The sequence below is a fragment of the Streptomyces coeruleorubidus genome (genome assembly GCF_028885415.1).
GTDB classification, from domain to species: Bacteria; Actinomycetota; Actinomycetes; order Streptomycetales; family Streptomycetaceae; genus Streptomyces; species Streptomyces coeruleorubidus_A.
The window spans coordinates 8,442,472-8,463,624 of the sequence record NZ_CP118527.1 but is presented as its reverse complement, the minus strand read 5'-3'; the positions used below and the strand labels follow the sequence as shown (position 1 = coordinate 8,463,624).

At 70.9% G+C, this 21,153-nt stretch carries 22 protein-coding genes, 1 tRNA gene and 3 pseudogenes; 10 read left to right on the top strand and 16 right to left on the bottom strand.

The genetic code is table 11. From position 1 onward, the window contains the following. The 4 genes and pseudogenes from PV963_RS39050 to PV963_RS39035 form a co-directional block, all read left to right on the top strand. Nucleotides 1–1,140, top strand: a complete 1,140-nt coding sequence (locus tag PV963_RS39050) for an amidohydrolase family protein (RefSeq protein WP_274821164.1) — start codon at nucleotides 1–3, stop codon at nucleotides 1,138–1,140. A 75-nt stretch (nucleotides 1,141–1,215) separates the two neighbouring features. Beyond that, the gene (locus PV963_RS39045; RefSeq protein ID WP_274821163.1) at nucleotides 1,216–1,752 is read left to right on the top strand and encodes an NUDIX hydrolase family protein; all 537 of its coding nucleotides are present in this window, start codon (nucleotides 1,216–1,218) and stop codon (nucleotides 1,750–1,752) included. A gap of 31 nt (nucleotides 1,753–1,783) precedes the next feature. Continuing rightward, the gene (locus PV963_RS39040) at nucleotides 1,784–2,785 is read left to right on the top strand and encodes a glycoside hydrolase family 43 protein (RefSeq protein ID WP_274821162.1); all 1,002 of its coding nucleotides are present in this window, start codon (nucleotides 1,784–1,786) and stop codon (nucleotides 2,783–2,785) included. Between the two features lie 198 nt (nucleotides 2,786–2,983). Further along, a pseudogene (locus PV963_RS39035) lies at nucleotides 2,984–3,390 on the top strand (transposase); the annotation flags it as partial. A gap of 172 nt (nucleotides 3,391–3,562) precedes the next feature. Here the strand turns inward: PV963_RS39035 and PV963_RS39030 are convergent. Then, nucleotides 3,563–3,855, bottom strand: a pseudogene (locus PV963_RS39030) (nuclear transport factor 2 family protein); the annotation flags it as partial. 133 nt (nucleotides 3,856–3,988) lie between these two features. Here PV963_RS39030 and PV963_RS39025 point away from each other — a divergent pair. Continuing rightward, nucleotides 3,989–4,564, top strand: a complete 576-nt coding sequence (locus PV963_RS39025; protein ID WP_184991248.1) for a PadR family transcriptional regulator — start codon at nucleotides 3,989–3,991, stop codon at nucleotides 4,562–4,564. A 348-nt stretch (nucleotides 4,565–4,912) separates the two neighbouring features. Here the strand turns inward: PV963_RS39025 and PV963_RS39020 are convergent, their stop codons facing one another. The 3 genes and pseudogenes from PV963_RS39020 to PV963_RS39005 form a co-directional block, all read right to left on the bottom strand. Continuing rightward, nucleotides 4,913–5,719 (bottom strand): SGNH/GDSL hydrolase family protein, encoded by an 807-nt coding sequence (locus PV963_RS39020; protein WP_274821161.1) that lies wholly within the window; start codon nucleotides 5,717–5,719, stop codon nucleotides 4,913–4,915. 244 nt (nucleotides 5,720–5,963) lie between these two features. Further along, nucleotides 5,964–6,206, bottom strand: a pseudogene (locus tag PV963_RS39015) (aldehyde dehydrogenase family protein); the annotation flags it as partial. 246 nt (nucleotides 6,207–6,452) lie between these two features. Next, a complete protein-coding gene (locus PV963_RS39005) occupies nucleotides 6,453–7,028 on the bottom strand; it encodes a TetR/AcrR family transcriptional regulator (RefSeq protein ID WP_274821160.1) in 576 nt (191 codons plus the stop codon). 104 nt (nucleotides 7,029–7,132) lie between these two features. Between PV963_RS39005 and PV963_RS39000 the strand changes: the two genes are divergently transcribed. The 3 genes from PV963_RS39000 to PV963_RS38990 all read left to right on the top strand — a co-directional run bounded on the left by PV963_RS39000 (nucleotide 7,133) and on the right by PV963_RS38990 (nucleotide 9,360). Further along, a complete protein-coding gene (locus PV963_RS39000; protein WP_274821159.1) occupies nucleotides 7,133–7,573 on the top strand; it encodes a hypothetical protein in 441 nt (146 codons plus the stop codon). Nucleotides 7,574–7,663: 90 nt separating this feature from the next. Next, nucleotides 7,664–8,374: a YceI family protein gene (locus PV963_RS38995; RefSeq protein ID WP_274821158.1), complete on the top strand. Its 711-nt coding sequence runs from the start codon at nucleotides 7,664–7,666 to the stop codon at nucleotides 8,372–8,374. Between the two features lie 41 nt (nucleotides 8,375–8,415). Continuing rightward, nucleotides 8,416–9,360, top strand: coding sequence for a nuclear transport factor 2 family protein (locus PV963_RS38990; protein WP_274821157.1), 945 nt, complete (start codon nucleotides 8,416–8,418; stop codon nucleotides 9,358–9,360). A gap of 229 nt (nucleotides 9,361–9,589) precedes the next feature. Here the strand turns inward: PV963_RS38990 and PV963_RS38985 are convergent. Next, nucleotides 9,590–9,663, bottom strand: a tRNA-Pro gene (locus PV963_RS38985). 136 nt (nucleotides 9,664–9,799) lie between these two features. Between PV963_RS38985 and PV963_RS38980 the strand changes: the two genes are divergently transcribed. Together PV963_RS38980 and PV963_RS38975 are read left to right on the top strand one after the other, a co-directional pair. Continuing rightward, nucleotides 9,800–10,501: a transketolase gene (locus PV963_RS38980; protein WP_274821156.1), complete on the top strand. Its 702-nt coding sequence runs from the start codon at nucleotides 9,800–9,802 to the stop codon at nucleotides 10,499–10,501. A gap of 29 nt (nucleotides 10,502–10,530) precedes the next feature. Beyond that, entirely contained in the window at nucleotides 10,531–11,442 is a 912-nt protein-coding gene (locus PV963_RS38975; protein WP_274821155.1) for a transketolase family protein, read from the top strand. Between the two features lie 13 nt (nucleotides 11,443–11,455). Here the strand turns inward: PV963_RS38975 and PV963_RS38970 are convergent, their stop codons facing one another. The 11 genes from PV963_RS38970 to PV963_RS38920 form a co-directional block, all read right to left on the bottom strand. Then, a complete protein-coding gene (locus tag PV963_RS38970) occupies nucleotides 11,456–11,815 on the bottom strand; it encodes an MmcQ/YjbR family DNA-binding protein (protein WP_274821154.1) in 360 nt (119 codons plus the stop codon). A 30-nt stretch (nucleotides 11,816–11,845) separates the two neighbouring features. Next, nucleotides 11,846–12,373, bottom strand: coding sequence for a GNAT family N-acetyltransferase (locus PV963_RS38965; RefSeq protein WP_274821153.1), 528 nt, complete (start codon nucleotides 12,371–12,373; stop codon nucleotides 11,846–11,848). After that, entirely contained in the window at nucleotides 12,370–12,942 is a 573-nt protein-coding gene (locus PV963_RS38960) for a helix-turn-helix domain-containing protein (protein WP_274821152.1), read from the bottom strand. The genes PV963_RS38965 and PV963_RS38960 overlap by 4 nt, the downstream gene beginning before the upstream one ends. Nucleotides 12,943–12,988: 46 nt before the next feature. Beyond that, complete coding sequence (locus PV963_RS38955) at nucleotides 12,989–13,891, bottom strand: LysR family transcriptional regulator (protein ID WP_274821151.1); 903 nt, start codon at nucleotides 13,889–13,891, stop codon at nucleotides 12,989–12,991. A gap of 31 nt (nucleotides 13,892–13,922) precedes the next feature. Next, nucleotides 13,923–15,116 (bottom strand): glycine C-acetyltransferase, encoded by a 1,194-nt coding sequence (locus PV963_RS38950; RefSeq protein ID WP_274821150.1) that lies wholly within the window; start codon nucleotides 15,114–15,116, stop codon nucleotides 13,923–13,925. A 35-nt stretch (nucleotides 15,117–15,151) separates the two neighbouring features. Next, nucleotides 15,152–16,180, bottom strand: coding sequence for an L-threonine 3-dehydrogenase (gene tdh / locus PV963_RS38945; RefSeq protein WP_274821149.1), 1,029 nt, complete (start codon nucleotides 16,178–16,180; stop codon nucleotides 15,152–15,154). A 189-nt stretch (nucleotides 16,181–16,369) separates the two neighbouring features. Next, nucleotides 16,370–16,942 (bottom strand): GAF domain-containing protein, encoded by a 573-nt coding sequence (locus PV963_RS38940; protein WP_274821148.1) that lies wholly within the window; start codon nucleotides 16,940–16,942, stop codon nucleotides 16,370–16,372. A 61-nt stretch (nucleotides 16,943–17,003) separates the two neighbouring features. Continuing rightward, nucleotides 17,004–17,633: a GTP-binding protein gene (locus PV963_RS38935; RefSeq protein ID WP_274821147.1), complete on the bottom strand. Its 630-nt coding sequence runs from the start codon at nucleotides 17,631–17,633 to the stop codon at nucleotides 17,004–17,006. After that, nucleotides 17,611–17,982: a DUF742 domain-containing protein gene (locus tag PV963_RS38930; protein ID WP_274821146.1), complete on the bottom strand. Its 372-nt coding sequence runs from the start codon at nucleotides 17,980–17,982 to the stop codon at nucleotides 17,611–17,613. The genes PV963_RS38935 and PV963_RS38930 overlap by 23 nt, the downstream gene beginning before the upstream one ends. 2 nt (nucleotides 17,983–17,984) lie before the next feature. Then, nucleotides 17,985–18,419, bottom strand: a complete 435-nt coding sequence (locus PV963_RS38925) for a roadblock/LC7 domain-containing protein (protein WP_274821145.1) — start codon at nucleotides 18,417–18,419, stop codon at nucleotides 17,985–17,987. A 68-nt stretch (nucleotides 18,420–18,487) separates the two neighbouring features. Further along, entirely contained in the window at nucleotides 18,488–20,632 is a 2,145-nt protein-coding gene (locus PV963_RS38920) for a sensor histidine kinase (RefSeq protein ID WP_274821144.1), read from the bottom strand. Between the last annotated feature and the right edge of the window lie 521 nt (nucleotides 20,633–21,153).

The following is a 21,153-nucleotide window of genomic DNA, read 5'->3' as shown; positions in this document are numbered from 1 at the left end:
GTGGGCGCGGTCCGCGAGGCGCTCGACGCGCTGAGCCTGGTCGACCACCACTGCCACGGCACGGTGGCCGCCGATCTCGGCCGGGAGTCCTTCGAACCGCTCCTGACGGAGGGCGACGCGTGGCCGGGCGTCTCGCCTTTCGACAGCCCCGTGGGCGTGGCCGTGCGCCGCCACTGCGCTCCCGTGCTGGACCTGCCGCGCCACGCCCCCGTCGAGCAGTACCTCGCCCGGCGCTCGGAGCTCGGCTGGCGCGAGGTGCAGCGGCGCTTCCTGATCTCCTCGGGCACGGACGTCTTCTGCGTCGACACCGGTCACACCCCCGACCGGCTCACCACCCCGGGCGAGATCGCCGAGGCCGCGGGCGGATCCGCGTACGAGGTGGTGCGGCTGGAGAGCGTCGCCGAGTCGGTGCGGGCGGCGGGGGTCGAGCCGGACGCCTACGCCGACGCCTTCCGCGCGGCGGCGCTGGACGCCGTGCGGCGGCCCGGCGTGGTGGGCGTGAAGTCGGTGGCGGCCTACCGCACCGGCTTCGACCTGGACCCGGGCCGCCCCTCGGACGCGGAGGTCACCGGCGCCGCCCGGCACTGGGCGGCCCGCGGCGGCCGCCTGGACGACCCGGTCCTGGTACGGCACCTGCTGTGGACCGCCGTCGACCTCGGCCTGCCGCTCCAGCTGCACACCGGGTTCGGCGACAACGACATCCGGCTGCACCGGGCCGACCCGGCCCGCCTCACGGACTGGCTGCACCGGACCGCAGGGACGATCCCGGTCCTGCTGCTGCACTGCTGGCCCTACCAGCGGCAGGCCGCGTACCTCGCGGCGGTCTTCGAGCAGGTGTATCTCGACGTCGGCCTCACCCTCCACCACGTCGGCCCCGCCCGGGCCGGCGCGGTCCTGGCGGAGGCCCTGGAGATCACACCGTTCCGCAAACTGCTGTACAGCTCCGACGCCTACGGTGTGCCGGAGTTCTTCCACCTCGGGGCGCTCGCCTTCCGGCAGGGGCTGGCGGAACTGCTCCAGGAGCGGGTGGACGCCGACGAGCTGTCCCTGCCGGACGCGCTGCGGATCGCCCGGTGGGCGGGCCGGGACAACGCCCGGCGGGTCTACCGGCTCCCGGACGACTCCCCGGGAGGCGGTTGAGCGGCGTGTGGCCGGTCACAGTTCCTTCCGAGCGGCTACCCAGGAAGTCCGAACGGCTGAAAGTATGATCAAGCAATGTCTGACATGACCGAAACCACGCCCGGCTGGCTGTCTCCCGACGACCTGGAGATGGCGCGTGCCCGCATGCCGATCCTGTACGTCGAGGCCGTCCCGGTACGCGTCGACGACAGCGGCGAAGTCACCAGCGTCGGCCTGCTGCTGCGCATCGGACCCGACGGTACGGTCAGCCGGACGCTGGTCTCCGGCCGCGTGCTGCACCACGAACGCGTCCGCGACGCCCTCCTGCGCCACCTGGAGAAGGACCTCGGCCCGGTCGCGCTGCCCCGCGTCCCGGCGTCGCTCCAGCCGTTCACGGTCGCGGAGTACTTCCCGACGCAGGGCATCACGCCGTACCACGACCCCCGTCAGCACGCGGTGTCCCTCGCCTACATCGTGCCGGTGACGGGCGACTGCCGGCCCCGGCAGGACGCGCTGGACCTGGTGTGGTTCAGCCCGCTGGAGGCCGTCTCGGAGGCGGTGCAGAGCGAGATGCCGGGCGGCCACGGCGTGCTGCTCAAGCAGGCGCTGGCCCATGCGGGCTGCGTGATCTGACGGGTGCGGGCCATCACCGAGGGGTGAGCTGATGCGGCTTCCCGACATGCCGCTGCACGATCCGTTCGTCGTCGCCGACGGCGAGACCCGTACCTACCACCTCTACACGTCGAACGACCCCTCCGTATCGGGCGTGGACGGCACCGGCACGATGGTCTACCGCAGCCACGACCTGCGCGACTGGACGCGCCCCGTCGTAGTGTTCCTGACCGCAGAGCAGGAGGGCATCTGGGCGACGGACGGCGCGTGGGCGCCGGAGGTGCACGCCTGGAACGGCAGGTACTACCTCTTCACCACGCTGCACAACGAGGACCGGCCGCTCTCGGTCCCACCACCCAACCAGTGGGGTGTCCCGTTCCGGACCCCGACCCATATGCGCGGCACGGTCACGGCCGTCTCCGACTCGCTGCTCGGCCCGTTCACCGTGCTGGACCCGGCGCGCCCCGTCCCGCCCGAGCACCTCATGACCCTCGACGGCACGCTGTACGTCGACCCGCACGGGCAGCCCTGGATGGTGTACGCGCACGAGTGGCTCCAGACGGTCGACGGAACGATGGAGGCGATCCGGCTGGCCCCCGACCTGTCCCGGGCGGTCGGCGACCCCGTCTACCTCTTCAAGGCCTCCGACGCACCCTGGACCGCCGAGCAGATCCCCGCGGGAGTGCCGCACCAGCTGCCGCCCTACATCACCGACGGCCCCCAGCTGTACCGCACCCCTGACGGGTCCCTGCTCATGCTGTGGTCGACCTACGAGAAGCACACGGCCGGCCAGGACGGCACCGTCAGCGGCGGCTACGTGCAGACGTACGCCGTATCGAGATCCGGGGACATCCGGGGCCGGTGGCAGCAGCACCGGCCGCTGGTCCGCGACGACAGCGGCCACGGCATGCTGTTCCACACCTTCGACGGCCGCCTGATGATGATCCTCCACCGGCCCTTCGAGAACGCCCACGGGAAGCTGTACGAGATGGAGCTGCGCGCTCACGAACTGGAGGTGCTGCGCCGGCGCAGTGACCTGGACGGTGGCGGCTGACCCGGAAACGACAGGATTACCTGCGACCCCTAGACCCCTAGACCCCCAGGGGTAGGGACCAAGGGTATTTGCCTGAAACGTGTCGACGCCACGACTAGGAGACACGACCGCTTTCGAGGGCACGGCCGCCTCCGTCAAGGCGACCAGGCCAGCCTCCGGGGCGACCACTGGTACCGCGGCGGAGACGCCTCCACCGCCCGGATGACCTTCCGCGAGCAGATGCCCGGAGTGTTTGAGCGTCACCAGCGACGCACGGCCCGTCTGACCAGGCAAGTCAAGGCTATGGTCAAGGAGTTGGCGGGCCGGGCGGGAGCTCGTTTGCCGGCGATACTCGCGGCGGTCCTGTCTCGCACACGGCCTTGCGCGCCCTGCTGCGCATCCCGTTGCCCACCGGGCGGACGCCCCGCGTGATCGGCGTCGACGACTTCGCTCTGCGCCGGCGGCACCGCTGCGCCACCGTGGTGATCGACGCCGAGACATATGAGCGGATCGACGTGCTGCCCGACCGCACCGCCGACACGCTGGAAGCTTGGCTGCGCGAGCATCCGGGCGTCGAGGTCGTGTGCCGTGACGGCTCCGTCACGTCCTCGGCGAGTGTGAAGAAGCGCTCGACGCGGGCGCGGTTGCTGGGGAAGGCGCCCTCCAGGGCGTCCACGGCGGCCCAGTCGGCGGGCAGCCCAGCTTCTCGAACAGCCCGCGCAGCGTGTACGGCTGGCCATCCAGGCCGACTCCGGACAGCTGGTGCAGCGCCGTCTCGAACTCGAAGCGGCCTCGTTTGAAATCGTCGCTCTTCCCGTCATCGTCGAAGTGCAGAAGTCGCATCCCTGGAGCTGCTTGCCGACGACGGTGGCGGTGAAGACGAAGGCGTGATCGCGGCCGTCGAGGTTGGCGATCTCACGGATGTGGGTGAAGTCCTCGAAGACCCGGACACGCAGCGCAGGATCGCGGCGGTGATGGCCTTGGCCGGGTACGGCTTGAAGGTGACGGGGCTGGTCAAGGACGTCATCGGCCAGCAGAGCGGCCACGGCCTCCAGGTCGTCGCTCTCGACGGCCTTGCGGAAGGGATGCATGAGCCTACCCTCGGATATGCAACAATCCGAATATATGCGGTGGAGATTAGAGGGCCCGGCATGGCGTATCTATAGGGAAAGGGCGACTATTAGTCACCTTGTTGACTAATCACAGCGGTGCTAGCGTGCATCCATGGCTTTGCGGAACGCGGTGATGGCCGCGCTGTTGGAGGGCGAGGCGTCCGGGTACGACCTCGCGAAAGCGTTCGACGCGACGGTCGCCAACTTCTGGATGTCGACGCCTCAGCAGCTCTACCGGGAGCTGGATCGCATGGAGGCCGAAGGACTCGTCACGGCCCGCGTCGTCGAGCAGGAGCGCCGCCCTAACAAGCGACTGTTCTCCTTGACGGAGGCCGGACGGAAGGCCGTCCACGCCTACACCGCCGAGCCCTTGGGTAAACCGGCGGTGATCCGGGACGAGTTGCTTGTCAAGGTGCAGTGCCTGGACGCGGGCGACATGGAAGCGGTCCGAACTGCCATCGCCGAGCGCATGGAGTGGGCCACCGCCAAGCTGGCCCGCTACGAGAGACTCCGGCAGCGTCTGCTCGACGGGCGCTCGGAGGAGGCGTACTTCGCCGAGGCCGAGCGCATCGGCCCGTATCTCACCCTGCTGCGCGGAATGTCGTTCGAGCGGGAGAACCTCCAGTGGGGGGACATGGCGCTGCGCAGGCTCGAACAGCGCACGGCCGCGCTCCGGGCCGACGGCTGACTGCGGCGGTCCCACCCACACAGTCAGTCAACAAAGTGAGTATCTGGACGGTCGTGAGCAACCCGGCCTCTCAGGGGTCTTCGGCAGATGTCCGAGCGAGGACCGGCTGCGGTTCCTTGTCGGCGGGATTGCGATGCAGTCCCGTGGAGGTGACTGGCGGGGGCGATGTCGGCACCGACGTAGAACACGGTGAACAGCAGTGCCACGACGCCTGGGACCACGTCGTTGACGATCCGTAGACGCTTCGCGCGCAGGACGCGAAGGGACGGATGTCACTCATTTCCAGCTCCCGGCCGGTGAAGAGCAGTTCAGCACGAGGAGCCGCCGGCGTCGTCGCAAGCCAGAGCATCACACTGCTGGGGAGGTGTCCCCGGCGGACGCGGCCACCGGAAGCAGCGCCGGCCGCTTGGCCTGGCGGCCGTCGCCGGAGGAGCGGCCACGCAGGCGGCGGCCGACCCAAGGGCCGAGGAAGGTGCCGGCCCAGCGCAGTTCGGCACCCACGGTCCTCCAGACAGAGATGTCCGTCCCCGCGGCCGGAAGGGGAAGGGTCCACTTGTCGTCGCTGCCCGGCAGACCGAGCGCCTGGGCCACGGCAGCCGCGATGCGCGCGTGTCCCAGCGGGCCGGCGTGCAGCCGGTCAGCACTCCACAACCGCGGATCGGTCGCCGCCGCGTGCGCGGCCGTCTCCGCCACCACCACGCCGTGGCGGTCGGCGGCCTCCCGGATGCGCGCGTTGAGTGCGAGAACACGGTGACCGATGGGGCGGGACAACGGCGTGATGCGCCCGACGTCGGGAAACATGAGGGTCGCGACGGTGGCGCCCTGGGCGGTGAGGGCGGCGAACATCGCCTCAACATGGCCGGCCACCTCATCGAGGTCGCAGCTCGGGCGCAACACGTCGTTGACCCCAGCCACCACGGTGGCGAGGTCGGGCCGCATCGCGAGAGCCGGAGCGAGCTGCTCGGCGCGCACCTGACCGGCCTTACGGCCGCGCACCGCGAGGTTGGCGTAGAGCAGGCCGGGGCTGTGGCGGGCGACCTGCTCGGCGAGCCGGTCCGCCCAGCCCCGAAGACCACGGACGTCGTCGCCGTCCCCGACCCCCTCGGTATGACTGTCACCCAGGGCGACATAGCGCAGATACCCACTGCTCGACACGGGGCCGACCGCCTCTCGTCAACGCTGCTGATGGAAGTGGCACACTGCCATAAACAACTAGGCACCTAGTCGCATTGTTGAGCATGACGATAGCTGCGGGCTCGCCTTCCTGCAAAGTGACGCCGCTCAAGCAGGAGCCGGGGCCGTCGAGGGCGGTCCACCGCCGCAGTCCACCGTCTCGGTCCCGCGCCGACCTCACCGCCCATTCCCTCTTCGGACCTGAGCACCGACCACGGTCTGCGCTGCGGGCGTCGCTGTCCAGGCCGGCGATGACGGTGGGCTTGTAGTAGTAACCGACGTTGAGTTCCACGCGCTCACCGCCGACGACGATGCGGCCGCCGTCCTCGACGGCCGCTTTCACGAAGCGCTCGACGTTCTCCGCATGCCGCTCGCCGGCCATCGGCCCGACGACGGTGACCGGGAAGGGGTCGCCGACGGGGACCGCCGGAACAGCGTCGGCGAGGATGCCCGGCGTGGTGTCGTACAGGCCGAGCCGGGTCGTCGAGGTGTGGGCCGCGAGATGGCCGAGGGTGGTGTAGCCCTCCAGCATGGGCTCGCCCGCGGTGAGCCCGTACGCCTCCAGGTGGAAGTAGTGGTCCATGACGGAGAGCCGGCTGACGCCGGCCTCCTCCGCGGCCCCGCCCGCCGCGGCCGGCTCGGACCCGCGGGCGGCCGGACCGCCGGGGTGGCCGAAGCGGGTGATGTGTACGCCCAGTCGTATGAGGTCTCCAGTTCAGCCGGCGCGGTAGCGGAGTCCGTCGAGGAGCAGATCGAGCATGCGGCTCGCGCGGTCGCGCAGCCCCTTGTCGGTGGTGATCAGCAGGATGCCGCCGAGGCTGAAGCCGACGTCGAGAGGGTCGACGTCGGAGCGTAGGACGCCCGCCTCGGCCCCGGCCTTCAGCAGCGTGCTGATGGCCGAGCTGATCCGGTCCAGGCTCTCGGCGAACGGGTCCGAGTCGCCGGAGGCGATGACGGCTTTCAACGCGTCCGCCATGCCCTGCTTGGTGGCCAGATAGTCGATGAACCGGTCCATCCACACCCGCATCGCCATGTCGGGCGGGTACTGCGCCAGCAGTACCTCGGCGCTGTCGCAGACCCTCGCGACCTCGTTGCGGTAGGCGGCCTCGAGCAGTGCCTCCCGGGTGGGGAAGTGCCGGTACAGCGTGCCGATGCCCACACCTGCCTCTCTGGCGATGGCCTCCAGCGAAGCGTCCGTGCCCTGCTCGGAGAAGGCGCGTACGGCGACGTCGAGCAGGCGTTGCCGGTTACGCCGCGCGTCGGCACGCAGTCCGCGTGTGTTGCCGGTCACAGCATTCCTTCCTCTGGACAATCGGAGGCGGCTCCGTTTAAAGTTCAAGCAAAGCGGAGGAGCCTCCGATTTTTGATCGTAGCAAGCCGGGAGTACGTGCCGACATGACCACGAGCACACACATCACCACGCCCTGCCACACCGGATCCACGGCCGCCGAGGTCATCGCGGGCACGGATCTCACCGGCCGCCGCGCCGTCGTCACCGGCTCGTCCCACGGCTTCGGCCGCTCGTTCGTCGACAAGGTCACCCTGGTCGGGCCCGGCCCCTACCCCACCGACTGGCCCGGTGCCCCTGCGGGGAACTCCGAGCCCAACCCCCTCTACGACGGCGTCCGCCAAGCCCTGGCCGAGGGCCTGGACCTGTCCGACATGGGCGACCCGAAGGCCGTCGGACCCGCGCTGCTGACCATCGTGGACGCCGAGAACCCGCCGCTGCGGGTGTCCTTCGGCAGACCGCCGATCGAGCTGGTCCAGGACCACTGCGCGCGCAAGCTGGCGGCCTGGGCCGACCGGGAGCACGTCTCCCTCGCCGCCCACCGCTGACCCCATGGCATTCATGGGCCGGGCGACTTCTGGCCCATTGCTTGAAACTTCAAGATTATCTACTCGATTATCCAGCTCTCGGAGGAACCAATGGCACGCACCACACCCAGACGCTGGAAGCGCTGGCTGATCGTCGGCGCAGCCGCCGCCCTCGTGGGCGCCGGAGGCCCGTACGTCTACATCAACTACATCCAGGACGGCCCAGCAGCCGCGCTGTCACTCGAGAGTCCACCGGCCGCACCGGAGAGCACCTCCGGCTCCGGCGATCAGGCGGGCCAGAGCGTCGAGGGCAGCTGGCGGGTCGGGAACGGTTCGCAGGCCGGCTACCGCGTCGACGAGGTGCTCTTCGGCCAGAACACCACGGCCGTGGGCCGCACCGACCAGGTCACCGGAGAGCTGGAGATCGAGGGCACCCGGGCTGTCAGCGGGACCTTCACCGTCGACCTGGCCTCGGTGCGGAGCGACTCCGACCAGCGCGACAGCCAGTTCCGCGGCCGGGTCATGAACACCGAGCGGTACCCCAGCGCCACCTTCGAGCTCACCGAGCCCGTTGACTTCGGCTCGGTGCCGGACGTGAACGAACAAGTCACCGGCGAGGCAACGGGGAATCTGACCGTCCACGGCGAGACGAACCCCGTCACCTTCGACCTCAACGCGCAGCGCACAGCCGGCGGCTTCCGCGCGAACGGCTCGATCCCCATCACCTTCGCCGACTACGGCATCGACGCACCGAACTTCGGCGGGATCACCGTCGAGGACGAAGGGACCGTCGAGTTCCTCCTCGCCTTCACCCCCGCGTAATCCACCTTTCCCATCGCAGTACCGCATTGGAGAACACCGTCATGAGCAACACCCACTTGTCCAAGAGGACCGTCGCCGCTCTGCTGGCCGCGGCAACCGTCGGATCCATGGCCGGGTTCGCGCCCGCCGCCACGGCGTCCGCGCCCTCCTCCTCCCTGACCGTCACGGACTCCCGGCAGGGGAACCCCTACACCGAGGAGCGCAACAAGCGCGTCGCCGTCCACGTGCTCAGGCAGCTCTTCGAGGAAGGCAACCTCAAGGTCGCCGACCAGTACATCCGCGCGGACTACATCCAGCACAACCCGATGGCCCCCGACGGCCGGGAGGCGATCAAGAACTTCATCCGCGACTGGACCGCGCAGTTCCCGGACCACGTGTACAACGTCAAGCGTGTCCTCGCCCAGGGCGACCTGGTCATGGTGCACTCCAACCCGGTCTTCCAGCCCGGCACCCGCGGTTCGTCCGTGGTCGACATCTTCCGCTTCGACAAGAAGGGCATGATCGCCGAGCACTGGGACGTGGTCCAGGAGGTACCGGAGACCACCGTCAACGGCAACGACATGTTCGGCACAGTCAGTCAGCCACGCACGAACCAGCCCGGCCCCCGCTGGATGACCCCCTTCAGCCAGAAGGTGGCGACCGCCTACTTCGACACACTCCTCGTCGACAAGAACCCCGACGCGGTCAGGTACCTGACGCCGGAGTACTACCAGCACAACCCCACCATCCCCAACGGCTCGGCCGGCCTGCGCGAGCAGTTCACCAACTTCTTCCAGCAGTTCCCGAACCTGATCGTGGAACGCAAGCGCGTCATCGCCGAAGGCGACCTCGTGGCCATCCACGCCCACTACCGCCTCAGCCCCGAGGACCGCGGCCAGGCCGTGGTGGACATCTTCCGCGTCGGCAAGCACGGCAAGATCCTCGAGCACTGGGACTCCGTCCAGGACGTGCCGGAGACCGCCCTCAACGAAAACACCATGTTCTGAGCCCATTCCGCCGCGAGGGCTTGCTTTAAGCATCAATCATGCGCCAGTGACCATGACCTCCAGCACACCCGAATGACCTGGTCACACCGCGCTCGCTGCCGAGCCCGATCGTCGTGACCCGCTGACCTCGGTCAAGGACGACGGTCCGGTCCCCAACTGGTACCCAAGAATGATCAAGGGCCGGTTTCGGATGACTCCGAAACCGGCCCTTGCCTGCGACTTTCTCCAGTCGGGACGACAGGATTTGAACCTGCGACCCCTTGACCCCCAGTCAAGTGCGCTACCAAGCTGCGCCACGTCCCGCTGCCCGTCTGACCTGGGAATTCCCCTGGCCGAACGCGCAGGGAAACAATACCGCACTCGCGCCGGTGATCGCGCATCCGTTTCCGGGCGTCCGTCGCTTGACCTCAACATTGGTTGAGGTTGCACGCTCGTGCACATGACGAACGCGACGGACATGACACACACGTACGCCGACCTGCCGGGACTCATGGGCCTGATGACCGGCGACGAGAAGCACGGCCCGGCCGCGACGTCGACGCTGGACGTGCTGTGGGTGCTGTACGACCGGGTGCTGCGGGTGAGCCCGGGGCGGATGGCCGATCCGGAGCGGGACCGGTTCCTGCTGTCGAAGGGGCACGGGCCGATGGCGTACTACGCCGTGCTGGCCGCCAAGGGCTTTGTGCCGGTGGAGTGGCTGCCCGGCTTCGGCTCGTACGACTCCCCGCTCGGCCATCACCCCGACCGCACGCTCGTGCCGGGGGCCGAGATCGGCAGCGGATCGCTCGGGCACGGGCTGCCGATCGCCGTCGGTACGGCACTGGGGCTGCGCGCCCAGGGGCTCGACGAGCCGCGGGTGTGGGCGCTGATCGGGGACGCCGAGCTGGACGAGGGCAGCAACCACGAGGCGATCGCCTTCGCCGGGCCCGCCGGGCTCGACCGGCTGCACACCGTCGTCGTCGACAACTCCTCCGCGACGTACGCGCGGCCCGGCGGGATCGCCGCCCGCTTCGAGGCGGCGGGCTGGTCCGCGCTGACCGTCGACGGCCGTGACCACGAGGCGTTGTACGCCGCCTTCACCGCACCGCACCCGGGCCGCCCGCACGTGGTCGTGGCCCGGGTCGAGCCGAAGTCCGCCTGACCTCCCTGCCGGAAAGGAACCAGAACTCCATGGACACCATGCGTGACCGTTTCGCCCCTGTCGTCTCCCGGCTGCTCGACGAGGATCCCCGCGTCGCCGTGGTCCTCGCCGAGATCGGCAGGGACGGCTTCGCCGAGGCCGCCCGTCACCACCCCGACCGGGTCGTCAACGTCGGCATCCGCGAGCAGCTCATGGTCGGGGCGGCGGCGGGGCTGGCGCTGACCGGGCTGCGGCCCGTCGTGCACACCTTCGCCAGCTTTCTCGTCGAGCGGCCCTTCGAGCAGGTCAAACTGGATCTCGGGCACCAGGACCTGGGCGCGGTGCTGGTGAGTGCCGCCGCGTCCTTCGACTGGCCGGCGGGCGGCTACACCCACATGGCGCCGGGCGACGTGGCGCTGCTCGACACCCTGGACGGCTGGACCGTCCATGTGCCGGGCCACCCGGACGAGGCCGAGACGCTGCTGCGGCACGCGGTCGCCGCGGGCGACGACAAGGTGTACGTGCGGCTGTCCGTGCAGTCCAACGGGCAGGCGCTGCCCGTCGACGGGGAGCGTTTCCGCACGGTCCGGGAGGGGCGCTCCGGTGTCGTGGTCGCCGTCGGGCCGACGCTCGACACGGTGCTCGCCGCCACGGAGGGCCTCGACGTCACGGTCCTGTACGCGACCACCGTCCGCCCCTTCGACGGGGCCGCCCTGCGCCGGGCCACCCGGGCGGCCGGGACGGACGTCGTCCTCGTCGAGCCCTACCTGGCGGGCACCTCGGCGGCCGCCGCGAACGACGCGCTGTCCGAGGTGCCGCACCGGGTGCTGGGGCTGGGCGTGGGCCGTCGCGAGCTGCGGCGGTACGGGCAGGTGGCGGAGCATGTCGCCGCCCACGGCCTGGACGCCCGGTCGTTGCGGGAGCGCATCGGGAGCTTCGTCGGGGCGGCGGCTCCCGCGTGAGACCCGCAGGAGGTCACGCCCCCGCCGCGAGGCCCAGCCGGGGGTGTGCCTCCAGGAGCCGGGTCGGGGCGGCCTGGCGCCAGGAGTCGGCCAGGATGTCCCGCAGCTCGCCCTCGTCCTCCAGCGCGTCGAGCCGGGCCCGCACCCAGGCGAACTGCGCCTCGTGGTCGGCGATCCAGAACTTCCCCGGCTCGGCGAGCACCAGTTCGTCCCGCTCCTCCTTGGGGCAGCGCACGGCGATGGATGTCTCGTCCTCCGGCAGCGTGGCGAACATCTTTCCCGCGACCCGGAACGTGGGCATGCTCCAGGCGATCTTCTCCGTCGTGTCCGGCAGGGACAGAGCGATACGTCGTACGTGTTCGGCATCCGGCATGGCAGGCACGGTATCCGCTGCCACTGACAATCACCTGGTGAGAGTGGTTGCCGGTACGTGCTTGTAGTAGATCGTCGTCGGTCGCAGCTCTCCGCCGGGGCTCGCCGCGTAGTCGGGGATCGCGCCGATCGCGGTCCAGCCGGCGGACCGGTACAGCTGCTCGGCGGGGCTGCCGGTCTCGGTGTCCAGGTGCAACAGGGTGACGCCGGCCTCGGTGGCAGCGCCCTCCGCCGTGGCCAGGAGCCTGCGTCCGAGGCCACGGCCGCGGGCGTCCCGGTGCACCATGAGCTTGACGAGTTCGGCGCGGTGACGGCTGTTCGGCTTGCCGGGGAAGGCCAGGCTCACGGTGCCCAGCACCCGCTCCCCGTCGTGCGCCGCCCACACGGCGAGCCGTCCCGCGGCCACATCGACGGCCCGTTCCTCCCACCAGGCGAGCGCCTCCGCGCGGTCGAGCGGGGCGAGGAAGCCGACCGAGGCACCGCCGTTCACGGTGTCGGTCAACAGATCCGCCAACGCCGCGGCGCTCCGGAGCAGTTGAGTGTCGTCCAGACGGATCACGGCCGCACCACCGCCAGCAGATACCGCACGCCCTCGGGAGCGGCGCAGCGGAACCGGGTCGGGCCCCACACGCGCATGCGCAGGCAGTCGCCGGCGCCGAGGTGGTGTTCGGTGTCCTGCGCGGTCACGTCGAGGGCCCCTTCCAGGACCCAGATGTGCTGCTCAAGGCCGGTGACGGGCGGACGGTCGTAGGCGATGTCGGCGCCGGGCGCGAGGCGTCCCTCGACGAGTTCGCCGCGCAGGGCGGCGTGCGGCGGTGACACGGATCGCCGTACGAAGCCGGAGGCCTGGTCCTGCCAGACGGGCTGGTCGGCGGCCCGCAGCACCGGCGCCGGCTCGGCCTCGACCTCGCTGAGCAGTTGGGACATGGTGCGCCCGTAGACGGCACACAGGCGGTTCAGGAGGGAGGCCGTGGGGCTGATCTCCGCCCGCTCGGCCCGGGACAGGGTGGAGCGGCTCACTCCGCTGCGGTCGGCCAACTCGCCCAGCGAATAGCCGTGTTCGGTCCGCAGCTCGGCCAGGCGGGCGCCCAGCCGGACGTCGACCGCGTCCGTGTCGTCACTTCTCATATATGGGAAGCTATCCCGGATACGAGACGACCGCGTTAACGAATCCTCACACCTGGGCCGCCGCTCCGAGCGCGTCCAGCACCGGACGGATCAGGGGATGCTCCTCGGCTCCCCGGCGTACGGCGGCGAAGACCCGCCGGGTGGGCGCCGTGCCGTCGACGGGGCGGACGACCACCCCGGCGAGGTCCATGCCGCGCAGCGCCGAGCGCGGCACGAGGGCGACGCCCGCGTCGGCGGAGGACAGGGCGACGACCGCGCGGAAGTCGTCCGAGGAGTGCTCCATGCGAGGCTGGAAGCCGGCGTTCTCGCAGGCCAGGACCACCACGTCGTGACAGGGGTTGCCGGGGTACGGGCCGATCCACGCGTCCTTGGCCAGTTCGGCGAGCGGGACCTCCGCCGCGCCGGCCAGACGGTGCGTGACCGGCACGACCGCGTCGAAGGGCTCGGCGTACAGCGGCACGTGGGTCAGTCGCGGGTCGTCGGCGGGCGGGGCGCCCCGGTACTCGACGGCGACGGCGACATCGACCTGCCGGTCCAGCACCATCGGCAGGCTGGCGTCGCCCTCGGCGTCCTGGACTCGGATGCGGATCCCGGGCGCCGACTCGGCGAGGCGGGCCACCGCGGGCGCCACGACCAGGGCGATGCCGGTCGCGAAGGAGGCGACCGTGACGGTGCCGGCCGCTCCCGAGCCGTAGGCGGCCAGCTCGGCCTCGGCCCGCTCCAGTTGGGCGAGGACCGCGTTGGTGTGGCTGAGCAGGATCTCGCCGGCCGGGGTGAGGCGTACGCCCTTGGCGCCGCGCTCGACGAGCCGGTGCCCGGTCTCCTGCTCCAGCGCGGCGAGTTGCTGGGACACGGCCGACGGGGTCAGGTACAGCGCGGCGGCAGCCGCCGTCACCGTGCGGTGGTCTGCCACCGCACGGAGGATGTGGAGCCGCCGCGCCTCGATCATGCGATCGATTCTCTCAGGTCGCCGGTGTTTCTCAGCCGGCCAGCTCCGCCCGTGCCGCCACGAAGGCGTCGACCGCGCGGTTGACGTCCTGCGTCGAGTGCGCGGCCGACAGCTGGACGCGGATCCGGGCCTGGTCCTGCGGCACGACCGGGTACGAGAAGCCGATCACGTACACGCCGCGCTCCAGCAGCAGCTCCGCCATGCGCCCGGCGACCGCCGCGTCCCCGATCATCACCGGGGCGATGGGGTGGTCACCGGGCAGGACGTCGAAGCCCTCCTCGGTCATCCGGCTGCGGAACAGGGCCGTGTTCTCGGCGAGCCGGACGCGCAGGTCGTCCGCCGACTCCAGCAGGTCGAGCACCTTCAGGGAGGCCGCCGCGATCACCGGGGCGAGCGTGTTCGAGAAGAGGTAGGGCCGGGAGCGCTGGCGCAGCAGGGCGACGATCTCGGCGCGGGCCGCGACGTAACCGCCCGAGGCTCCGCCGAGCGCCTTGCCGAGGGTGCCGGTGATGATGTCGACCCGGTCCATGACGCCGTGCAGCTCGGGCGTGCCGCGGCCGCCGGGGCCGACGAAGCCGACGGCGTGCGAGTCGTCGACCATGACCATCGCGTCGTAGCGGTCGGCGAGGTCGCAGATCTCGCGCAGCGGGGCGACGTAGCCGTCCATGGAGAAGACGCCGTCGGTGACGATCAGCCGGCGACGCGCGTCGGAGGCCTCCTTCAGCCGGGCCTCCAGCTCGGCCAGATCGCGGTTGGCGTACCGCAGGCGGCGGGCCTTGGACAGCCGGATGCCGTCGATGATCGACGCGTGGTTCAGCGCGTCGGAGATCACCGCGTCCTGAGGTCCGAGCAGCGTCTCGAACACGCCGCCGTTGGCGTCGAAGCAGGAGGAGTACAGGATCGTGTCCTCCTGGCCGAGGAACGCCGACAGCCGTGCCTCCAGTTCCTTGTGCACCTCCTGGGTGCCGCAGATGAAGCGGACGGAGGCCATGCCGTAGCCCCAGCGGTCCAGGGCCTCGTGGGCGGCGGCGACGACCTCGGGGTGGTCGGCGAGGCCGAGGTAGTTGTTGGCGCAGAAGTTGAGGACCTCGCCGGGGCGGCCGCCCGCGGTGACGCTCACGGTGGCGGACTGCGGGGTGCCGATCACGCGCTCGGGCTTGTGCAGGCCGGCGGCGCGGATCTCGTCGAGGGTGGCGCGTAGGTCGTCGCGCACGGAATCGAACATGAGGGGCTCCTGAAGTGCTTTGCGGTGAGGGGGAGTTACGCGGTCCAGTCGAGGATGACCTTGCCGCCGCGGCCGCTCGCCGCATCGGCGAACGCCGCCTCGAAGTCGCGGAAGCCGTACCGGCCGGTGATCACGGGCGCGAGGTCGAGGCCGCCTTCCAGCAGCACGGACATCGCGTACCAGGTCTCGAACATCTCGCGGCCGTAGATGCCCTTGACGGTGATCATCGAGGTGACGATCCGGGCCCAGTCGACGGGGAACTCCTGCGCGGGCAGGCCGAGCATCGCGATCCGGCCGCCGTGCGTCATGTTGGCGATCATGTCCCGCATCGCCTCGGGGCGGCCGGACATCTCCAGTCCGATGTCGAAGCCCTCGCGCAGGCCGAGCGTGCGCTGCCCGTCGGCGACGTTGGCACCCGCGACATTGAGCGCGAGGCTGACACCGATCTTGCGGGCCAGTTCCAGCCGCTCCTCGCTGACGTCGGTGATCATGACGTTGCGGGCTCCGGCGTGCCGGGCCACGGCGGCGGCCATCAGGCCGATCGGGCCCGCGCCGGTGATCAGCACGTCCTCGCCGACGAGCGGGAACGACAGCGCGGTGTGCACGGCGTTGCCGAACGGGTCGAAGATCGCGGCGACGTCGAGGTCGACGGGCACCCGGTGCACCCAGACGTTGGCGGCGGGCAGGACGACGTACTCGGCGAACGCCCCGTCCCGGCCCACCCCCAGACCTATGGTGGCGCGGCACAGGTGACGGCGGCCGGCCAGGCAGTTGCGGCACTTGCCGCACACCAGGTGGCCCTCGCCGCTCACCCGGTCACCGATGCCGATGTCGGTGACGTCCCGTCCGGTCTCCACGACCTCGCCGACGAACTCGTGCCCGACCACGAGCGGGGTGCGGATCGCCTGCTGCGCCCAGCCGTCCCAGGACCTGATGTGCAGGTCGGTGCCGCAGATACCGGTGCGCAGCACCTTGATCAGTACGTCACCGGGCCCGACGGCTGGCTCCGGGACGTCCGCGAGCCACAGGCCGGGCTCCGCCTTCTGTTTGACCAGCGCCTTCACCGCTACGGCTCCTGAGGGTGAGTCCCGGCTCCGGGTACGCCGAAGGAGCCCCTGGGGCCGGGTGAGGAGTGGGATCGCACAGCAATCTGCCGTACGCCCGCCACACCGGTCCATCGAGGTTTTCTTAAGCGCCGCCTCAGCTTTCCTTCACGCCCCCTGGGTGCGCTGCGGAGATCCGGGGCGGGCGTATCAGTAGGGCAGCCGGCCGTCCCAGCCCTCCAGCTGTACGACGAGCTGCGCGGCGTGTTCCTTGATGGCGGTCAGGCCCGGCTTCCCCCACGGCCGGGGCCCGACGTCGGCGACGCTGACCGTGCCCAGTACCAGGCCCGTACCGTCGATGAGCGGTGCTCCCAGATAGGAGCGGATACCGAACTCGTCGACCACCGGATTGCCCGCGAACCGCGGATAGTCGTGGACGTCATCCAGGACCAGGGCCTTGCGTCGCGCCACCACATGGGGGCAGAAACCATGGTCGCGGGGCAGAGTACGGCCCACCGTGTGGCTGGTGCCGTCGCTCCGCACCACCGGCGCGACGGTCGGAACACACAGACCTGCGTAGAACTGGCCCCGCTCGTCCGGGAAGTTGACCATGGCGTACGGCGCCCCGGTGAGCTCGGCGAGGCCGTGCGCGAAGGCGTCGAGTGCGGGTTCGGGGCGCTCCCCCAGACCCAGCAGGCGCAGTCGGCCGGCTCTGGCGGGGGCCTCCTTGTCCTCGGGTGTGAGCAGCAGACGACCGGCCGGGCGCGGCGGGTCGTAGCTCATGGGCGTCCTCCCGGACTGTGGGCATGTGTCATATACGGGCTCCCTGACGGGTGTTGGGCGATCACATGTGGGCGCCATACCCCGTGGTGGGGGCCGACGTATGGGCGATGAGGTGGCGCACGAGGGTCAGCAGGGTCTGGACCCCGGAGCTGGAGATCCGGGCGTCGCAGCACACGACGGGGATCTCCTCGGAGAGGTCGAGGGCCACGCGCACTTCCTCCGGGTCGTAACGGTAGGCGCCGTCGAACTCGTTGACGGCGATGATGAAGCCGAGGCCGCGCTGTTCGAAGAAGTCGACGGCCGCGAAACACTCCTGGAGGCGGCGGGTGTCGGCGAGGATGACCCCCCCGAGCGCGCCCTCGCACAACTCGTCCCACATGAACCAGAACCGTTCCTGGCCGGGGGTGCCGAACAGGTACAGCACGTGTTTCGGGTCGAGCGTGATGCGGCCGAAGTCCATGGCCACGGTCGTCTCGACCTTGTTCTCGATGCCGTCGAGGTTGTCGGTCGCGGCGCTGACGGTGGTGAGCAGCTCCTCCGTGCTGAGCGGCGCGATCTCACTGACCGCGCCGACGAAGGTCGTCTTGCCCACGCCGAACCCGCCCGCCACGAGGATCTTGAGGGCGGTGGGGAACGGGTCGCCGCCGTGGCCGGAACCGTCGGCGTAGTCAGAGCTGTCGTCGTAGTCCATCGAGCACTGCCTCCAGAAGGGCCCGGTCCGTCGGGTTGTGGTGGAACGCGGGGGGCTTGGTGGTGAGCGCCGCGCAGTCGACGAGGTCCGCCAGCAGCACCTTGGTGACGGCCACCGGCAGCTTCAGATGGGCGGCGACCTCCGCGACGGCGACGGGCACACTGCACCGCTCGAGTGCCTGCGCGTGCTCGGGGCCGAGGTAGCCGAGGGGGGTCGCCCCGGTGGCCATCACCTGCGACATCAGGTCGAGCGCGACGGTGGGACGGGTGCGGCCGTTGCTGACCGTGAACGGGCGCACCAGCCGCCCGGCCGCGTCGTCGAGCCAGGGCCCGTCACCGGCCGCCGCCACGCTCAAGACCTCATCGCCGGGGATTCGACGGACTGCTGGCGGGGAGCGGTGACCAGGTACGGGCGGACGCTCTTGACCAGCATCGCCATCTCGTAGCCGAGGACGGCCGCGTCGGCCTCGCGACCGGCGAGCACGGCGAGACAGGTGCCGGAGCCGGCGGTAGTGACGAACAGCAGGGTCGAGGCGAGTTCGACCACGACCTGCCGGACGTCGCCGCCGTCGCCGAAGCGCACGCCGGCGCTGCGACCGAGGGAGTACAGGCCCGAGGCCAGGGCGGCCATGTGGTCGGCGCTGTCCGGGTCGAGGCCGTGCACGGACTTCACGAGCCCGTCGCAGGACAGGAGCACCGCGGCCGACGTGTGCGGTACGCGCTGCACGAGGCCGCTCATCAGCCAGTCGAGATCGGAAACATGGGCGGTCGGCGCATCGCTCGCCATGATGGATCGACTCCTTGGGGTACGAAGGTCTGCGGGAGCGCTGGGAGTGGGGGTGGAAACAGGGGTGGTCATCCGGCGGGTGCGCTCCCGTCGTGCCGGGTGGTGGTGTGGTCGGGGCGGGACGCGGTCACACCGTCCCGGACGCCGCGCGCCTCGGTTATACGGGCTGCGTCCACAGTGGGGAGGGACTCGGTGTGCACCGGCTCCATGGGGATCGGGTCCCTGTGTGCGGGATCCCTGCGTGCGGGCTCCCTGCGGGGCGGCTTCACATGTGCGGACCCCACGTGTGTCGACTCCATGTGCGTCGACTCCGTGTGCGTCGGCTCCATGTGGCCGGGCTCGATGTGCGTCGACGACTCCATGCGCGTCGACTGCTCCATGTCGCCCCACTCCATGTTCCCGGCCTCCATGTGCTGTTGGGCCTCGGCGAGGCTGATGCCACGCTGGAAGGCCGCCATCAGGCCGGGGTCGTGGCCGACGAGGTGGTCGGAGTCCTGGCGCGGCGTCGGACCGTCGCGCAGCTGGGGTGCGATGTGCTCCTGGGCGCGGCGGCGGGGCAGTTGGGGCTTGCCCATGGTGCCGCGCACAGCGCCGTTGCGCGGGGTGGGCGGCGTGGTCACGTTCTCGGCGAGGATGCGCCGGTCGCCGGGGCTGATACCGGGCCTCGCGTCGGCCGGGTTGGGCCGCTCCCGATGGGTCCCGCGCACGGGCAGGGGCGCGGGCCGGCCGCTCCGCGGGCTTGCGCCCGAGGCCGGTTCGGCCTCCTGCCGGTGCGCCCGGGATGCGGCGGGCGCGGCCGACGGCGGTGCTTGGGACGCGGTATCAGCCCCGGACGGGAATCCGTACACCGCCGAGGCCCCTGACACGGGCCCGGCTCCGTCTCCTCCCCCGACCGCGGACTGCCCGTGCTGCCGGGCCTCCCGCAGCGGTACGGCCGGACGATCCGTGCCGCCCGCCTCGCTCTGCGGCTGCCCAGCACCTCCGGGCGCGCCCGCCTCCGCGCCGAGCAGGGCCTGCGGCACCACGAGCACCGCCTGCACTCCGCCGTAGATGTTGCTCTGCAGGCGGACGGTGATGCCGTGCCGCCTGGCCAGCTGCGAGACGACGAACAACCCGATGCGGCCGTCCGCGAGGAGCCGGGCGACGTTCACCTGGTCCGGGTCGGCGAGCAGGGCGTTCATCCGCGTCTGCTCCTCCAGGGGCATGCCCAGCCCACGGTCCTCGACCTCGACGGCGAGCCCGGAGGTGACGAGGTTGGCGCGCAGCAGCACCTGGGTCTGCGGGGCGGAGAACACCGTCGCGTTCTCGACGAGTTCGGCCAGCAGGTGGATGACGTCGGCCACGGCGTGTCCGCGCAGGGTGCCGTCGATCGGCGGCACGAGCTTGACCCGCGAGTACTGCTCGACCTCGGCGATGGCCGAGCGCAGCACCTCGGTCATGGAGACCGGGTTGCTCCACTGACGGCGGGACACGGCCCCGCCGAGCACGGCGAGGTTCTCGGCGTGGCGGCGGATGCGGGTGGCGAGGTGGTCGACGTGGAAGAGCCCCTTGAGCACGTCGGGGTCCTCCATCTCGTTCTCCAGCTCGTCGAGGATGGAGATCTCGCGGTGCACCAGCGACTGCAGGCGCCGGGCGAGGTTGACGAACACCTCGAGCTTCTGTTCGCTGCCCGCCTGGCTGGAGAGCTGCGAGGCCTGGACGACGGCGGTGACGGAGGCGTCGTGCGCACGGGTCAGGTCGGCGGCGAGGAGCTCGAAGTCGTCGGCGCCCTCGGCGGGACCACCGCGCTGACCGGGCTGTGGACCGAGCTGCGGCGGTCCGTCGCCGCGGCGCAGCGACTCGACCAGGCCGCGCAGGTCGGCCTCGCGCCGTGCGGTGGTGCGGCGCAGGAGGCCGATGCGGTCGTGCACGGACCGGGCGGCCCGGTTGGCGGCCACCGCGGCGACGACGATGCCGACGAGGGTCACCGAGACCGCCCCGGCGAGCACGGCCCACAGCGTCGGCCCCGGCCGGGCTCCGGTGGACCGGACGGTGAAGAGGACGGCGGCACAGCCGCTGAGGGCGACGGCGACGGGCGGCAGCACGGCGAGACGCAGCAGCTGGGGCCGTATATGGGTCTCGGGCAGCGCGGGTGCGGTGCGGGCGGCCGGCCGCCCGTGCCGCCCGCCCTCACGGCGGTCTGCGCGTGCGGCCGGGGGGCGGATGTGAGACATCGGTGTCCTCGTACTGGTCCGTCGGGCCTGGGTGCCAGGGGGGCTTGCGGTGGTGCGACCGGGCTCACGCGGCCGCTTCTGCGCGCCCCGAGCCGCCCGCCCGGCCTCGGTCGGCTCCCGTTCGGCACCGCCGCGTCCGGAGTTTGCGTGCTGCCCGGGGCCGGAGGGAGCCACCACGGCGGCACCCGTACCGGCGTCGGTCGTGCGCGGGTAGCGGGGATCCCCCTCGCGTCGACTCCCTCGTCCGCCTTGCGCCTGCACGTGCCGGTCCCCGCTCCCTGATCCGTCTGTTTCCCGACGGACACTGACAGTAGTCGTCAGCGCATCATGTGCGGTGGGCAGTTGACAAACTCATACGGTGAGCGTCCCGCTCTGGTATGAGGTCTCGTACGACAGACCGATAACCCCGTCACACTTCCGGCCGCGAACGAAAACAGTTCGATCCGAGCTGGTCAGAAGCGGTCACACGGACACGGCGAGGGCCGGGGAGCCTTGCGCTCCCCGGCCCTCGTCGTCTGCCC

Coding starts and splice junctions, on each gene's coding strand:
- PV963_RS39045 (WP_274821163.1), top strand. CDS start 1,216: ATGTCTGACATGACCGAAACCACGCCCGGCTGGCTGTCTCCCGACGAC.
- PV963_RS39040 (WP_274821162.1), top strand. CDS start 1,784: ATGCGGCTTCCCGACATGCCGCTGCACGATCCGTTCGTCGTCGCCGAC.
- PV963_RS39025 (WP_184991248.1), top strand. CDS start 3,989: ATGGCTTTGCGGAACGCGGTGATGGCCGCGCTGTTGGAGGGCGAGGCG.
- PV963_RS39000 (WP_274821159.1), top strand. CDS start 7,133: ATGACCACGAGCACACACATCACCACGCCCTGCCACACCGGATCCACG.
- PV963_RS38995 (WP_274821158.1), top strand. CDS start 7,664: ATGGCACGCACCACACCCAGACGCTGGAAGCGCTGGCTGATCGTCGGC.
- PV963_RS38990 (WP_274821157.1), top strand. CDS start 8,416: ATGAGCAACACCCACTTGTCCAAGAGGACCGTCGCCGCTCTGCTGGCC.
- PV963_RS38980 (WP_274821156.1), top strand. CDS start 9,800: ATGACGAACGCGACGGACATGACACACACGTACGCCGACCTGCCGGGA.
- PV963_RS38975 (WP_274821155.1), top strand. CDS start 10,531: ATGGACACCATGCGTGACCGTTTCGCCCCTGTCGTCTCCCGGCTGCTC.
- PV963_RS38970 (WP_274821154.1), bottom strand. CDS start 11,815: ATGCCGGATGCCGAACACGTACGACGTATCGCTCTGTCCCTGCCGGAC.
- PV963_RS38960 (WP_274821152.1), bottom strand. CDS start 12,942: ATGAGAAGTGACGACACGGACGCGGTCGACGTCCGGCTGGGCGCCCGC.
- PV963_RS38955 (WP_274821151.1), bottom strand. CDS start 13,891: ATGATCGAGGCGCGGCGGCTCCACATCCTCCGTGCGGTGGCAGACCAC.
- PV963_RS38950 (WP_274821150.1), bottom strand. CDS start 15,116: ATGTTCGATTCCGTGCGCGACGACCTACGCGCCACCCTCGACGAGATC.
- PV963_RS38940 (WP_274821148.1), bottom strand. CDS start 16,942: ATGAGCTACGACCCGCCGCGCCCGGCCGGTCGTCTGCTGCTCACACCC.
- PV963_RS38935 (WP_274821147.1), bottom strand. CDS start 17,633: ATGGACTACGACGACAGCTCTGACTACGCCGACGGTTCCGGCCACGGC.
- PV963_RS38925 (WP_274821145.1), bottom strand. CDS start 18,419: ATGGCGAGCGATGCGCCGACCGCCCATGTTTCCGATCTCGACTGGCTG.
- PV963_RS38920 (WP_274821144.1), bottom strand. CDS start 20,632: ATGTCTCACATCCGCCCCCCGGCCGCACGCGCAGACCGCCGTGAGGGC.